This window comes from Pedobacter sp. GR22-10, from assembly GCF_026239715.1.
Taxonomy (GTDB): domain Bacteria; phylum Bacteroidota; class Bacteroidia; order Sphingobacteriales; family Sphingobacteriaceae; genus Pedobacter.
Window position 1 is genome coordinate 470,199 of record NZ_JAPIVR010000003.1, and the last position, 14,465, is coordinate 484,663.

General features: G+C 39.4%; 16 protein-coding genes. 7 read left to right on the plus strand and 9 right to left on the minus strand.

What is annotated here, in order from left to right; all coding sequences use genetic code 11:
• Positions 1 to 4: 4 nt before the first annotated feature.
• The 3 genes from OQX64_RS14730 to gltX all read right to left on the minus strand — a co-directional run bounded on the left by OQX64_RS14730 (position 5) and on the right by gltX (position 3,746).
• Complete coding sequence (locus OQX64_RS14730) at positions 5 to 1,129, minus strand: sensor histidine kinase (protein WP_088299882.1); 1,125 nt, start codon at positions 1,127 to 1,129, stop codon at positions 5 to 7.
• A 106-nt stretch (positions 1,130 to 1,235) separates the two neighbouring features.
• Positions 1,236 to 2,084, minus strand: coding sequence for a neutral zinc metallopeptidase (locus OQX64_RS14735; protein WP_265819324.1), 849 nt, complete (start codon positions 2,082 to 2,084; stop codon positions 1,236 to 1,238).
• Between the two features lie 153 nt (positions 2,085 to 2,237).
• Complete coding sequence (gltX, locus tag OQX64_RS14740) at positions 2,238 to 3,746, minus strand: glutamate--tRNA ligase (protein ID WP_265819325.1); 1,509 nt, start codon at positions 3,744 to 3,746, stop codon at positions 2,238 to 2,240.
• 223 nt (positions 3,747 to 3,969) lie between these two features.
• Between gltX and OQX64_RS14745 the strand changes: the two genes are divergently transcribed.
• Genes OQX64_RS14745 through OQX64_RS14755 form a run of 3 tightly spaced genes read left to right on the plus strand, consistent with a single transcriptional unit; the run spans position 3,970 to position 6,077 of the window.
• Positions 3,970 to 5,175, plus strand: coding sequence for a sensor histidine kinase (locus tag OQX64_RS14745; protein WP_088299884.1), 1,206 nt, complete (start codon positions 3,970 to 3,972; stop codon positions 5,173 to 5,175).
• Positions 5,156 to 5,665: a DinB family protein gene (locus OQX64_RS14750; protein ID WP_265819326.1), complete on the plus strand. Its 510-nt coding sequence runs from the start codon at positions 5,156 to 5,158 to the stop codon at positions 5,663 to 5,665. The genes OQX64_RS14745 and OQX64_RS14750 overlap by 20 nt, the downstream gene beginning before the upstream one ends.
• Entirely contained in the window at positions 5,652 to 6,077 is a 426-nt protein-coding gene (locus OQX64_RS14755; protein WP_322974966.1) for a hotdog fold thioesterase, read from the plus strand. Before OQX64_RS14750 ends, OQX64_RS14755 begins: the two co-directional genes overlap by 14 nt.
• A 45-nt stretch (positions 6,078 to 6,122) precedes the next feature.
• On the opposite strand, the gene OQX64_RS14760 is transcribed toward OQX64_RS14755, so the two are convergent.
• Entirely contained in the window at positions 6,123 to 6,488 is a 366-nt protein-coding gene (locus OQX64_RS14760) for a DUF6249 domain-containing protein (RefSeq protein ID WP_265819327.1), read from the minus strand.
• Between the two features lie 123 nt (positions 6,489 to 6,611).
• Here OQX64_RS14760 and OQX64_RS14765 point away from each other — a divergent pair, with 123 nt between their 5' ends.
• The 4 genes from OQX64_RS14765 (at position 6,612) to OQX64_RS14780 (ending at position 8,905) form a co-directional block, all read left to right on the plus strand.
• Positions 6,612 to 7,175, plus strand: coding sequence for a Crp/Fnr family transcriptional regulator (locus OQX64_RS14765; RefSeq protein ID WP_265819328.1), 564 nt, complete (start codon positions 6,612 to 6,614; stop codon positions 7,173 to 7,175).
• A gap of 68 nt (positions 7,176 to 7,243) precedes the next feature.
• Positions 7,244 to 7,564 carry a DMT family transporter gene (locus OQX64_RS14770; RefSeq protein ID WP_265819329.1) on the plus strand — a complete coding sequence of 107 codons (321 nt, stop codon included), beginning with the start codon at positions 7,244 to 7,246 and terminating at the stop codon, positions 7,562 to 7,564.
• Between the two features lie 271 nt (positions 7,565 to 7,835).
• Positions 7,836 to 8,417 carry an RNA polymerase sigma factor gene (locus OQX64_RS14775; protein ID WP_088299889.1) on the plus strand — a complete coding sequence of 194 codons (582 nt, stop codon included), beginning with the start codon at positions 7,836 to 7,838 and terminating at the stop codon, positions 8,415 to 8,417.
• Complete coding sequence (locus tag OQX64_RS14780; RefSeq protein WP_265819330.1) at positions 8,414 to 8,905, plus strand: anti-sigma factor family protein; 492 nt, start codon at positions 8,414 to 8,416, stop codon at positions 8,903 to 8,905. Before OQX64_RS14775 ends, OQX64_RS14780 begins: the two co-directional genes overlap by 4 nt.
• A gap of 62 nt (positions 8,906 to 8,967) precedes the next feature.
• Here the strand turns inward: OQX64_RS14780 and OQX64_RS14785 are convergent, their stop codons facing one another.
• The 5 genes from OQX64_RS14785 to OQX64_RS14805 form a co-directional block, all read right to left on the minus strand.
• Positions 8,968 to 9,495 carry an RBBP9/YdeN family alpha/beta hydrolase gene (locus OQX64_RS14785; protein ID WP_265819331.1) on the minus strand — a complete coding sequence of 176 codons (528 nt, stop codon included), beginning with the start codon at positions 9,493 to 9,495 and terminating at the stop codon, positions 8,968 to 8,970.
• A gap of 113 nt (positions 9,496 to 9,608) precedes the next feature.
• On the minus strand, positions 9,609 to 9,800 hold the full coding sequence (locus OQX64_RS14790; RefSeq protein ID WP_010599196.1) for a cold-shock protein: 192 nt from the start codon (positions 9,798 to 9,800) through the stop codon (positions 9,609 to 9,611).
• A 104-nt stretch (positions 9,801 to 9,904) separates the two neighbouring features.
• The gene (locus OQX64_RS14795; RefSeq protein ID WP_265819332.1) at positions 9,905 to 10,831 is read right to left on the minus strand and encodes a hypothetical protein; all 927 of its coding nucleotides are present in this window, start codon (positions 10,829 to 10,831) and stop codon (positions 9,905 to 9,907) included.
• 125 nt (positions 10,832 to 10,956) lie between these two features.
• Complete coding sequence (locus OQX64_RS14800; RefSeq protein WP_265819333.1) at positions 10,957 to 11,712, minus strand: phosphodiester glycosidase family protein; 756 nt, start codon at positions 11,710 to 11,712, stop codon at positions 10,957 to 10,959.
• A 199-nt stretch (positions 11,713 to 11,911) separates the two neighbouring features.
• The gene (locus tag OQX64_RS14805; protein ID WP_265819334.1) at positions 11,912 to 14,428 is read right to left on the minus strand and encodes a zinc-dependent metalloprotease; all 2,517 of its coding nucleotides are present in this window, start codon (positions 14,426 to 14,428) and stop codon (positions 11,912 to 11,914) included.
• Between the last annotated feature and the right edge of the window lie 37 nt (positions 14,429 to 14,465).

Consider the following 14,465-nt stretch of genomic DNA (forward strand, 5'->3'; position numbering starts at 1 on the left):
TAGATTATGGTAAGTTCAGCGGTTCAGTAGTCGGAATGATAAAATAAAATTCAGAGCCTTCATCCGGCACACTGTTAACGCCAATGGTACCGCTATGCCTGTTGATAATTTCAGAACAGATATACAATCCAATTCCCAGGCCATTAAAGCGGTTACTGTGTTCCTCTACACGGTAAAATTTATCAAAAATTTTAGCCTGCTGTTCTTTAGAAATACCTATACCGAAATCTTTAACAGCCAGGTAAAGTTTGCCATCTTTAATATTGATAGTAACATTAACCTGATTGGTTCCGGGGGCATATTTAATGGCATTGGTAATAAAATTGATGACCACCTGCTCCAGGCGCATTTCGTCTCCGTAAATGTTTTCATTTGTTTTACCAAGTTTGTTGATGATAAAACCCGGATTGGATTGCTGCAGCATTTCAATGGCATTATTCACCATATTGTCTGCACAAAAGTACTGCATATTGAACTTCATCTTTCCACTTTCAATCTTCGAAATATCAAGCAGATCTACAATAAGCTCATTTAGTTTTTCCAGCTGAACACTTGCCTTTTGCAAATGATTTTGTGCCATGGTTTTATCATCCTTATTCAGGCTGCGTTGAAGCAATTGAATATAGCCTTTAACACTGGTTAAGGGTGTTTTAAGCTCATGGCTGGCAATACTGATGAATTCGTCTTTTTTATTCTCAGCCTGTTTGCGAAATTCAATTTCTTCCAAAAGCTTTTCCTGTACTTCATTCAGTTTCCTGCTCTGCTCATAGATGCGGTAAAATGTTTTGATTTTGAGCAACAGGACATTAATATCGACAGGTTTTGTAATGTAATCCAATCCGCCGCTTAAATAACCCTTGGTTATAAACTTAAGTTCCGTATTTACTGCTGATAGAAAAATAATGGCCGTATCCTTTGCTTTGCTAAAACCGGAGATGGCCTCTGCAACCTCAAAACCATCCATATCCGGCATCTGAACATCCAGAATAATCAGCACATAGTTGTTTTTTAAAACTTTTTTTAGTGCGTCTTCACCTGATGATGCGGTATCCACCTCAAAATTATGTGCCTGCAGTACTTTTTGTAAGGAGATCAGGTTTTCAGGCCTGTCATCAACTATAAGGATCATTTTATATTATACAAATGAAAAGCTTAAGATAATTACGTTTGGTTCAGATACAAAAGATCTTTAAAATGTATACAAACAACCGGGCGCTTAAAAATGTTTTATTTATTTACAAATTATTGGCATTGAAAGTATCACCTTGTTTCATATCACCAGTTTCAAAACCCTTTTTAAACCAAAAAACCCGCTGTGCTGAGGTACCATGTGTAAAGGAATCAGGTTGTACATCACCATTGGCTTGTTTTTGTAACTTATCATCACCAATAGCATTAGCTGCTGTTAAGGCTTCTTCTATGTCACCCTCTTCCAGTTTAAAATCCTTTAGGTTTTGAGCGTGATGCGCCCAGAGACCGGCAAAAAAATCAGCCTGCAATTCCAATTTTACAGATAACCTGTTATATTCTTTCTCACTTACTTGGCCACGAGCCTGATCCAGTTTTTCAGAAATCCCTAATAAGTTCTGCACGTGATGACCCACTTCATGTGCAATCACATAGGCTTGAGCAAAATCACCGGCGGCACCAAAACGGTTTTTTAAATCATCATAAAATGATAAATCGATATAAACTTTATGATCGCCCGGGCAGTAAAATGGCCCTACATCTGCACTTGCATTTCCACAAGCTGTTTGAACACCATCTCTGAATAATACAAGTTTCGGATTTTCATACGTTTGACCCATTTTTTGGAATTCCTGCTCCCACACTTCATATGTTGATTGCAAAATATTAGAAACAAAGCGACCTTGCTCGTCCTCGGGAACACCCATCTTTCCTTCTACTTGTGCGCCTCCTGCATTTCCCGGCACCTGACTCACTAGTCCTGTTAAGTCCTTACCAAAAATTAGCCCTAGAACAACAACAATAATTCCAACGCCACCCCCTAAAATTGTTCGTCCACCGCCACCACTACTTCTTCTATCTTCAACGTCGCCGCTACCTTTACCAAACCACTGCATAATTTTATTTTTTATTTGAATGAATAACCTTGTATTCACTCAATTGTTAGGCTAAAGTAGAAAATTTTTTAAGCAATATTTTTTGCTAACAAATTAGATACAAAAAGAGCCATATAAATGATATGGCCCTTTCTTTAATCAAACTTAAAAAGATTAGTCATTAAAAACCTCAATGGCTCTTTCAATTCGGTTTTTTGTTTCTTGTACGCCCAATAAGATTGCAATATCAAAAACACCAGGTCCAAATTTGCCGCCTACCAGCATAATCCGGAAAGGCAACATCAGTTCGCCGGGTTTAAATCCCTTTTCTGTTGCCAAAGCCTTGAAAGCTTCTTCTGCTGAAACCGCATCATTAAGAGATAAATTTTCAGAAAAAGCATTAAAAAAGTCAGCCTTTTCTGTCGTCCATTTTGGTTTAACAGATGCCACGTCATATTCTCCCGGACTGGCGAAAAAATACCCGCTCTGCACTACGAAATCTGGCAAAAGTGTACAACGATCTTTAATCAGGTCAATTATTGTATTTAAAAAATCAGCATCATTTACTTCAATGCCAGCCTTTTGCAATTCAGCTTTTACGCTTGGTGCTAAACGCTCAGCACTTTGTGTTTTAATCCACTCATGATTATACCATTTTGCTTTTTCGAAATCAAACTTTGCCCCTGCTTTACTGATTCTATCTATAGAGAATTTTTCTTCCAGTTCACCTAATGAAAATAATTCCTGGTCAGTCCCGTCATTCCAACCCAATAAGGCCAGCATATTCACGAAAGCTTCAGGAAGAAAACCCATTTCCTTGAAGCCTTTGGTGATGTCATTGGTTTTAGGATCTGTCCAGTTCATGGCATACACCGGGAAACCTAAACGGTCGCCATCACGCTTGCTTAACTTACCATGGCCGTCAGGCTTCAGAATTAAAGGTAAATGGGCCCATTGTGGCATATCGCTTTCCCATCCCAGATATTTCCATAATAAAATATGTGTTGGTGCTGAGGGCAACCATTCTTCACCGCGGAAAGCATGGGTAATTTCCATGGCCTTATCATCAACTACTACAGCTAAATGATAGGTAGGCATGCCATCTGCTTTTAATAAAACCTTATCATCAACCAATGACGTTTCAAAGCTGACATCTCCACGAATTAAATCATTAAAATGCACAATTTCATTTTCAGGCACTTTAATGCGGATAACATGTGGTATTTTCGCTGCCAGCAAATCTTCTACTTCGCTTATGGTCAATGTTAAAGAGTTCCGCATTTCCATCCTCGTAGCCTGGCCATACTGAAAATTCGGAATTTCCTTTCGCTTTGCATCCAGCTCCTCAGGGGTATCAAAGGCATAATAAGCATAACCATCGCTGATCAACTGCTCTGCAAATTTCCTGTAACTGGGTTTACGTTCACTCTGGCGATATGGCCCGTAATTACCCGGCTTGGAAGGGCTCTCATCTGGCGTAATGCCACACCAGTTTAAACAGTTTACAATATATTCTTCTGCACCTTCTACAAAGCGGTTCTGATCGGTATCTTCCACACGCAGCACAAAAGTTCCGTTGTTTTTTCTGGCAAATAAATAATTGAATAAAGCCGTGCGAACACCACCTAAATGCAGTCCTCCGGTTGGGCTTGGGGCAAATCTTACTCTAACTTTTTTATCCATAATTGCTATGTTGAGCGATTGACATGTGGCATATGGCGTATGAAACGCTTGACGCCAGATGCAAAACGCAAGACGGCACAAAGATATGTTTTTCCTCCATTTTATGTTGTTTTCACGGGTAAGGAATCCATTATGCCTTTATCATGTTAACTTATCGTTTTTGAAAAAGCATAATGGTTTTCTGTTTTTTTCGTTTTGTTATCGTAATTTGGCTACCCAAAGCATGAATCCTTATCAAAAGAAACGCCGCTGGAAGTTTTTCCTTCTCATATTCGCTATCCTAATTGGCATTGCATCAGTATTTTATACCGATTCTTTTGTAAAAAAGATGGAACGCGAGGAAGCCAATCAGTTTCAGCTTTGGGTGAAGGTTCAGGAAAGATCCATGTTATTAATGGATAATGACAACTTTCGTGAGGTAGTAGAAAGTGTAAGGAAAAATACCAAGACACCTGTAATTGTTGTTGATTCTTCTCAAAACATTACCACCTATTTTGGTCTGGATTCTACGAAAACCAATTATTCAACAGATACCAAACTCACTTACGACAGTTTATATTTTGTTCATCAGTTAAGAAAAATGAGTGCGCAGCACAGGCCTTTAACCATGAATATTCTGGGCAGTAGCTATCAGGCTTATTATAAAGATTCTTTCATCCTGACACAACTCCGCTATTTCCCCTATATTCAGATGGCAGTTATTTTTCTTTTCCTGCTTACGGCCTATGCAGCATTTAGTTCGGCACGGCGGGATGAACAGGACCATGTTTGGGTTGGCCTGGCCAAGGAAACCGCGCATCAGTTAGGCACTCCGATATCATCACTGATGGCATGGACCGAACTCATGAAATCGAAATTTGATGCTGAAGATGATCCGCTTATTGCGGAGATGGAAAATGACATCAAACGCCTGGAAATTATTGCCGATCGCTTTTCAAAAATTGGCTCCAAACCTATCTTGGAAGATCATACGGTATACATTGTGGTTAGTGATTTTATCCGGTACTTCAAAGTCAGAACATCTGATAAAGTTAAATTCAGCATTTCAGGAGATGAACAGGTTCGGGCTTTATTAAATATTCCACTGTTTGATTGGGTGATTGAAAACCTACTTAAAAATGCAGCCAATGCCATTGAAAATGAAGGGTCTATTTCCATTAACATTATTGAAAACCTGGCCAAAGAACAGGTATTTATTGATGTAACCGATACGGGAAAGGGCATTCCACGTTCCAAATTTGATGCGGTTTTTCAGCCGGGCTACACCACCAGAAAGCGTGGCTGGGGTTTAGGCCTTTCCCTTACGAAAAGGATTGTAGAGAATTACCATAGCGGAGAAATCTTTGTAAAAGATTCTGAAGTAGGCAGGGGAACAACATTTAGAATAATATTAAAAAGCAGCTTAAGATATGAACCGACCACAGCCTAACGAATACCCGATCTGGGCAGAAGCCTATATTAGCAAGGTTAATCATGATATTTTCGAAATTCTGGAAGAACAGGTTTTTAGTGTTCCGGCTTTGTTTGCAAGAAATCAAGACAAAGAAAACTTTGCCTATGCGGCGCATAAGTGGACACTAAAAGAAATGCTCGGCCATATTATTGATTGCGAGCGCATTTTTGCCTACCGCATTACTTGTTTCGCCAGAAATGAGCAGCAACACTTACCTGGTTTTAATGAAGATGATTACGTTTCAAACGCCCGTTTCAGCGAAAGAAATTACGAAGACATGATTGAAGAGTTTGCTACGTTAAGAAAGGCGAACCTTTACCTCTACAGAAGTTTAAATGATGATGAACTTGATCGCGGAGGAACAGCATCTGGCCGGGCCATTAATATAAAATCTATTTTATTTGTTGCGGCGGGGCATATCATTCATCATTTTGAAATCTTAAAACAACGTTATGATGTGGTTTAAAGAATTTAACGTTGATGAATTAAATAGTCGCCCGAAAAATCATATCGGCGCATTGCTTGGCATCGAATTTACCGAAATTGGTGAAGACTTTATTAAGGGTACCATGCCTGTTGATGAACGCACCCATCAGCCTGCAGGCATTTTGCATGGTGGTGCCTCTGTGGTTTTAGCAGAGACTCTTGGCAGCATTGCTTCCTACATGTGTATCGATCCAGAAAAATACCTAGCTGTAGGTTTGGAAGTGAATGCCAATCACCTCAGACCGGTAAAAAGCGGGCTCGTAACCGGAATATGCAAAGTTATCCACCGCGGTGGCAAAACCCATATCTGGGACATTAAACTTTATGACGACCGGGGCAAAATGAGTTGCATCAGCCGTTTAACGGTAGCCATTATCAATAAGCCGCAATAAAAATTGCCGATGGCCTTTGACCATCGGCAATTTTACCTAAATGACCTATTTCAGGGGCTGATGATCAATGGCTTTCTTTTCGATAATAAAAGAAGTGATCAATCCAAATCCGCCAAAAACACCCAGGAAACCAAAGTAAATGGCCGCGGCCTGACTTTCTTCATTATGGGTCATCTCTGATCCAAATATGCTCCTTACCGTAAGCAGCGCGACCAACAGGCCCAGGCCTAAACCAACCATCAACAAACCGAATTTTAAACTTAAGTAAGGCCTTGGTATTGATTTTGAAATGCCCGGATCGATTCCGCGTTCAATCATAGCCATTTTTTCCTTGTTGGACAGATAACGGATTCCAAAGATCATTGCAAATGTGCCCAGGAAGAATGTAATCGGAACTAATATTGCTTGCATAATAATATTTTTTTATGTTAATTTTTGTTTCTATCTATTTGAACCGTGTTCTGTGTATTATGACAACACCATTTCCAATCAGGTTACATGCCGTAGAAAAAAAAATCATTAGCTTTACAGATCTTGCATCAGCCATTAAAAAATATAGAAATCTTTACATCACTCAGCGATGCGGCATTTGCTGAAATCGCGAGGGATATCCGGATGGTCAGTTATCCTAAAGGAACATTACTGATTCACGCAGATAAAATAGAACCTTATTTTTATATTCTCCAAAGCGGCATTGCCAGAGCTTATTCTGATGGTGAAAATCAACAAATTACTTTTTGGTTTGGAGAAAGCGGGAGCGTATTGTTTTCCTTCAACAGCTACATTAATAATAAGCCTGGATACGAAAACATCGAACTTTTAGAGGATTGTATATTGATTCAAATTCGGCTCACAGATTTATTTAAACTGTATAATGCAAATACAGAAATCGCGAACTGGGGACGAAAAATGGCTGAACATGAACTAATCGCAACCGAACGGCGATTAATTGACAGGTCATTCAAAAGTGCGGCAGAGCGGTATCAAGAATTCGCCGGTCATTCGCCATCCCTGCTCAAACGGGTGGCCTTAAAGCATATCGCTTCTTATTTGGGGGTTACCCAGGTTACCTTAAGTAGAATCAGAGCTGAAAAATAATGCTATTTTTTAACAAATGTAAAAGGTGCGCTGAATGGTGCTTGATACCTTTGTGCAAACACATTTATATGAACTGGATCCTTTTAATCACTGCCGGACTTTTCGAAGTTGGCTTTACCACCTGCTTGCAATTGTCTAAAAATTTTACAAATATCAAGTGGACCACGGCCTTTATTGTTTGTATTGCCCTAAGCTTTTTACTATTGAATAAGGCCACGCAAACGCTGCCGATGGGAACGGCTTATGCCGTATGGACGGGAATTGGTGCCGTTGGAACAGTCATCGTAGGTATCCTCTATTTTAATGAGCCGGCTACTTTCTGGCGAATATTTTTTATCTGTACTTTGATCGGATCTATTTCAGGACTAAAGTTTTTTGCAGCTCATTAACTTGATATTCATTTAAATCTTTGGGAAAAACATGGAGGTTTAATTGTAAATGGGAGATACCAAAATCATCCCGCTGATTGCGGAGATTCTGCAGACCGTAGAAACTAAATCATTTTAAATCCGCATCTTTTTCTGTTAAATCTGCGGGAGAAATATTGATAATACAAAACAATCATGTCCAGATAATTTCAATCCATCTTTCAAAAATCTTTACTTAAACAAGAAAAATCCCTGTAACCTCCATCCCACAACTGTAGTCTTATGGCTAAACATGGAGCAAACAAATACGGATTTAATGCTGATCGAAAAGATATTGAACGGGCAAACCGATCAATATTCCTTATTGGTTAAACGCCATCAGCGATTTGTATTTACGCTTGCGCTTCGTTTTGCAAAAAACAGGGAAGATGCAGAAGAGATTGCGCAGGATTGTTTCATTAAAGCTTATAAAGCGCTTGGAACTTTCAAGCAAACTTCAAAATTTAGTACCTGGCTGTATACCATTACCTATACCACGGCCATGACTTTTTTGAGAAAAAAGCGCTTGGATACTTCATCAATTGATGATGAAGATACATTTATCCAGCTGGAGAATCACACTTCGGGCTTTATGGCAAACGGATACGAAAAGAAGGATGGCTACAAATTTTTAAATGAAGCAATTACACAACTAATGCCGGATGATGCTGCCATTATTACCTTGTTTTATCAGGGAGAGCAAAGCCTGGAAGAAATTGGTGCAAGCCTTAACATGGAGCCGAATACGGTTAAAGTAAAATTGCACCGTGCCCGGCAAAGGCTGAGAGAAAAATTACAATATTTGTTAAAGGATGAAGTAAAAGAGCTGCTATGAATACGATAGAGGAACAACTTTGGGATTATATTGACGGAAACCTGGATGCCGCCCAGGCCATTGCCATCAAAGAAAAGATTGATACAGATGCAGAGGTTAAATTTCAGTATGAAGAATTACTGCGTTTCAACAATGCTTTTGATAAAATGGAATTTGAAGAACCATCCATGTCTTTCATTAGAAATGTAATGGAAAGCATTGCGCTTGAACCTGCTCCAATAGCAATGAAAACAAAGGTTGATAAAAAGATTATTTATGGTATTGGTAGCTTTTTCGTACTCTCTTTACTCATGTTATTTGGCTATGTACTTTATAATTCAAATCTAACTATGCCTGGTTTTGATCAGAAAGTTAGTTTCGATTTCAATTTAAACCAACACATCACACCTGCCACTATTTATAGCTTCTTATTTGCTGATCTGGTTATCGGATTAATTTTTATTGATCAGCTTTTAAGAGAAAGGTTGGCTCAAATCAAGAAAGTTTAATCGTCCCGCAGATTACATTCATTTGCATTTTCAGAAATCTGCGGGAACCCAAAAGATAAATTTTACCCCAAAGTTTTTAAAATCTCCAGTCCTTCTGCCCATTTACCGTATCCGGCTGTGGCATTGATATGCCCCGCATTGCCAATATTAATAAAATCACTGCCCCATTTCTCTGCAAAGAACGCAGCTCTTTCTATACTCACCCATTCATCATCCGTACTGGCCACTATAATGGTTTTAAAATTAATTTTGTCCAGTGGAACATGATCAAAGCCAACAGTATCAAAGGTATATTGAGGTGCTTCCAGATCACTTGGCGCAACCAATAATGCCCCCTTAATGGTCTTTTGATAATGTTTGGCCCAATTGGCAATTGCCGTACAGCCCAAACTATGGCCAATTAAAACCACTGTAGCTAAATCATAACCAGCCAATGCCTCATCAATATTTTTAATCCAGTCAGCTGATGTTGGCGTTTCCCAGTCGGCCTGATTGATTCTGGTAAAATTTTCACCTGATTGTTCAAAGTATGTTTGCCAATGGTCTGGCCCCGAATTACCCAAACCCGGAATAATAAAGTAATTTGTCATGGATCAACAGGTGTTATTAGTACTCTTTTTTAAAATGAGCAGTGTTAGCCATTTTTCGGATATAAAAAAAGCCCCGACTGAGATCGGGGCCTTTTTGTAAATATGATAATAAATTAAATTACTTTCACATTAACGGCATTTAAGCCTTTTTTACCGTTAGCAACTTCGTACTGTACTTTGTCGTTTTCACGGATTTCGTCGATAAGACCTGTTGAATGAACAAAAATTTCGCTGTCGCCATTCGCAGGAATGATAAAGCCAAAACCTTTAGTTACATTGAAGAATTTTACTGTGCCTTCTTGCATTGTATTAAATATTAAAATTAAGTCTGCAAGGTAAGTTTTAATTTTTAAAATCAAAATAAATTTTAACATTTTTTTAACGTTAAAACTTTGTAAACATCAGATTACTAAGGCTTTTTAATTGCCTTCCCAACAATAGTTACTGTGATTTCACTATTGTGTGGTATTCCAAGGGTTGTTCCGGGAACAACATTAAAAAGGTTCCTGATATAAATATCGGCTACCCCCTGCATCATTCTTTTCTTTCCTTCTGCGGCCTCCGGCAACACACCATTTACATTCAAAATCCGCATTGTTCCGGTATAATCTACAACAGCAAGGCATTCATAAGCAAAATCTTTATACGCCCGCTGAATTTCAATCCGGTAACGTGGAAACATATAATCGTAAGCGGCTGTTCGTTTCTGCAGTTTATCTACTGTACTAAACTTTTCTACCTTTACAATTTTACTCTTCGGAATAAACTGAACAGGTACTCTCGCGGCAAATGCTCCTGTATCAGTACGGTTAACTTCATCAGATCTTTTCTGAATAAATAAGGTATCTGCCTTTGAGGGTTTCTGCAAGGCTGCTGCCGTTGTTTTCAATTTATTTTTAATGTAGGTCTGCGCATAAAATGTCATATTCACATCTGAACGGATATCATTAGCGATTACTTTTCCATCAACCTGAATCCGCTGAAAAACCAGGCTATCCTTACTGATGTGTTTCACCTTGAAAAACTCTTCCGCAAAGTTGTACACATTGCCATGGTCATATTGCAGGTAAAATTTCTGCATGATTTGTTTCTGCGGGCTCCAGGCCATCATGGTATCCTCTGCGGCTACCTCAATAATCCAGGAAGGTTGCTGCATAAATCCTTCTTTATTGAAAGAAAGGTTATTGCTGAAGCGACGTTTAACCTCTTCAAACCGGATGCCTTTTACAGGTGCAAAGCTGAAGTCTCTCAGGCTGGCATCATTTTTTTTCGATCGTGAATTACAGGCAGAAAGCACCAGCACGATAAGAAAGAGTTTTAAAATATTTTGAATCATTGGTGCTAAAATAATTATTTCTTTTTAACCAGTACCACATTGGCCACTTTACGCTGCCCCGCATGGTCCCATTTCTTGTTATCTGATGGATAATTAACTACCCCATCATCAGGCATTCCATCAACTCATAAAGTAGTGGAACCTCCGCCATCAAAATTAATGGCACAGCTACACCCCAGCCATTTCATCAATTTGGTTAGCTCCGGTAAGTTCATCCCTGCAGCGTTTTCGCTTCGCCCATCAACCGTTAACAAAATTACCCTGCCATTTGATTTGATGCCTAAGCAGGTTCTTGGATGACGAAGGCGCGTAAAAGATGTGGTATCTAAATCTTCATTTTGGTTATGATAGGTTAATAACGGACCATTCAGCAAAACATTTTCTTCGCTGAGTTTTGTTTCCCAATCTGCTGTTCCATCCCATTTTTTGATGGCGATTTTACCATTATCTACAACCACCGCAGCCTGTTGATGCCTTGCTCTATTTCCATTTTTGTCCAATCGGTTGGTATTGATTATATTTCCCTTTACCTTGACAAAATCAACCGATCCGCCATTTTTTACATCAAAAAAATTTCCATTTAAAGCTGCAATTGCGGTATCGCGAATACCAAAATTACTGGTTGTGATTAATTCTTTTTCTTCGGCACCCAATGCAAAAATTGCTTTTCTACCTGTATTTTTTACTTCAAGAAAAGAAATGTTTTCATTTGCTCCAAAAAGATCCTTATTGTTAAAATGATGGCGAAATAGTTTCACTTGCCGTGCAATTTTAGTTTTCTTCCATTTGGTTCTAACCACACAAACCGAATCAGCATTTTGTGCAAAACCCGGCATTAAATAAAGCGAGAATAAGATAATGATTGATAGTTTTCTAAACATTGGTATTCAATTTGCCATAAAACTAAATCTTTGTTTTAAACTTCGAATTAAGCCATCAATAATTATACATTCAATTTTAAGCAAAAACGGAGCAACCAACTTCATGATTAACTCCGTTTTTGCTGAATGATGGAATGACTAAATTAGTGAATGATGGAATTGGGGTGTTGCTTTGCCAATCATTCTATAATTCAATCATTTATTTCTTCGGGTCTAAAATATCTTTGATTCTGATATTCAAATCTTCATAATGTGCTTTTGTTATGGCATCACCTGCGGCAGATCTGGCTTTTGTAGTGGCCAGTAATGTTTTCAGTTCTGCCCTGACTAATGGCCTGATATCTGATAAAGCAACATTAACCGGTGTTAAACCGTAGCTTGCTGCGTAATCAACCGGAAAGCCCACAGGAAGTTCTGCCTCTTTGGTCATCAGATTTTCTAATTGGTCTACATAAGCACGCTGTAAGTTACGTTTAAATGCATCTGCCCTGCCGTTGGCGAATACGGAAGACCTTAAATCGGTAAACAACTGCGGCATTGTGTAGGCCTTTGCTGGCCCGTTTTTAGTTTCATTATCAATCAAACGGGCAAGGCGTGGCGCGGCCAACAGGTTACCCAATGTATTGGTCTGAACGGCCTTAATGCGGTTTAACAATACGCCATTATCAAATTTATTTAATTGCTCATTGCTGATGAGCCATAAAGGAGTAGTGAACAATTGCTGATTGAAAAAAGTTATCGCCTCCTTTTGTTTTGCCTTAGGCAGATAAGCATAAACGGCACCTGTTTGGTCGTACGTTTTAAAGTTTTCACTCAAGCCACCAACATTGGTAGTTACATGGCCCATATAACGGTTAAATTGCGAAATAATTTCATTGTAAATTTCTTTTAAATCGCTGTAATCTTTCCCTTTCTGGTAGGTCCATTTTTCAACATTAGGGAGAATCCGTTTAAGGTTGGCAATGCCATAAGTACTGGCTTTCATGGCATTATCACCCAGATCTTCACTTTGTAAGCGCGGATCTAAAGTGGTTCCCTGCCTGCCATAAAAGTATAATGGATTTCCAGCATTTTTTATTACCCATTGATTCAAAATTTCCTTTTCCTGCTCGGCAGTTTTATTTCCGGGAATCCATGAATAACCCCATTTGATCGCCCACTTGTCATATTCACCAATTTGTGGATGTAGTTTCGTTACGCCATCGCCCGGCTGGGCAATGTAATTAAAACGGGCATAATCCATAATGGACGGCGCAGTTCCATGTGTATCTGTAAAAGTTTTAGATCGCAGTGAATCTACCGGATAAGCATAACTTGAACCAAAGTTGTGGGGCAAGCCCAAGGTATGGCCAATTTCATGGGAAGATACGAAACGAATCAATTCGCCCATTTGTGCATCAGAAAATTTAGCCTTACGCACTTCTGGATTTATGGCCGCAGTTTGTACAAAATACCAGTTGCGTAGCAGGTTCATCACATTGTGGTACCAGCCGATATGTGTTTCCAGGATCTGACCGGTACGGGGATCACTCACATGTGGACCATAAGCATTGGCAATATCTGAGGCAAAATAACGGACAACAGAATATCTGGAATCTTCAACACTAAACTGTGGATCTTCCTGTGGGGTCGGTGCTTGCTTACCAATAATCGCATTTTTGAAACCTGCAGCCTCAAATCCGGCCTGCCAGTCGTTAATTCCCTGAATTAAATAAGGTACCCATTTTTTAGGTGTAGCCGGATCAATGTAAATAATAATCGGTTTTACCGGCTCCACCATTTCACCCCTCATATATGCAGCCGTATCTTTTGGAACCAGATTCCAGCGGTGAATGTAAGCAGTACGTTCTGCCTTTTGTGCATCAGTACCATAATCCAGCTGAGATTGCCCAAAGTATCCCACTCGGCTATCCATAATTCTGGCCTTCACTGGTATTTTAGGCAACAACAACATGGAGGTATTAAATTCAAAAGTTACTGCAGCATTGCTGTTATCGGTTGGTGATTCTGCAGCCTTGTACGTTTTGGCCGTTTTAACTTCAATATTGATGGGGAAGGTTTTAACGGTATCAATGTATGAACGCGTGGCATCATAGGCAATCACTTTATATGCCTTACGGATCTGGTCTGTCGCACCAATCGCCATAATGTCGCCATTGTAAAAATCAGTGACATCTATAACCACACCTGTTGTGTCCTTATTATAAGCCTTCACTTCAAAACCGGCCAGAATCTGATCCAGGTTTGAATTTCTAACCGACTCATACATATCACTATTTGGGTCTGCTTGAGTAGCATAGCTTGGTACACGGATATAAATCTGTTTACCCCTGCGCTCCCATTTCCAAACCTGTTCATTCAATTCCTCTCCGCCGTATTGCTGGTTGCCAACTTTTACACCCACCGGTGATTTTGCCAGGCGGGTGACCACCAGCATTTCGCGGTTAATTAAACTATCCGGAATTTCAAAGTACCACTTATCTTCTACCTTATGTGTTTTAAATAAACCGTTGGTGGTTCTGGCTTTGGCAGTAATAACCTCTGAATAAGGTTTAATCCCTTCCTTTTTGGGAGTTGCAGCAGGCGTAGCTGCTGCCGGAGTGGCTGAACCTGTTGTACCTTTTTTGTTCTTTTTTTGTGCGTATACTGAGTTTGATCCTGCCAAACCGAACGCAACCATACCTGCCAATGCAAGCATGCCGAGTTGTTTCTTCATTGATGTGAAATATGCTATAATAGAGTCCGAAGTTAGA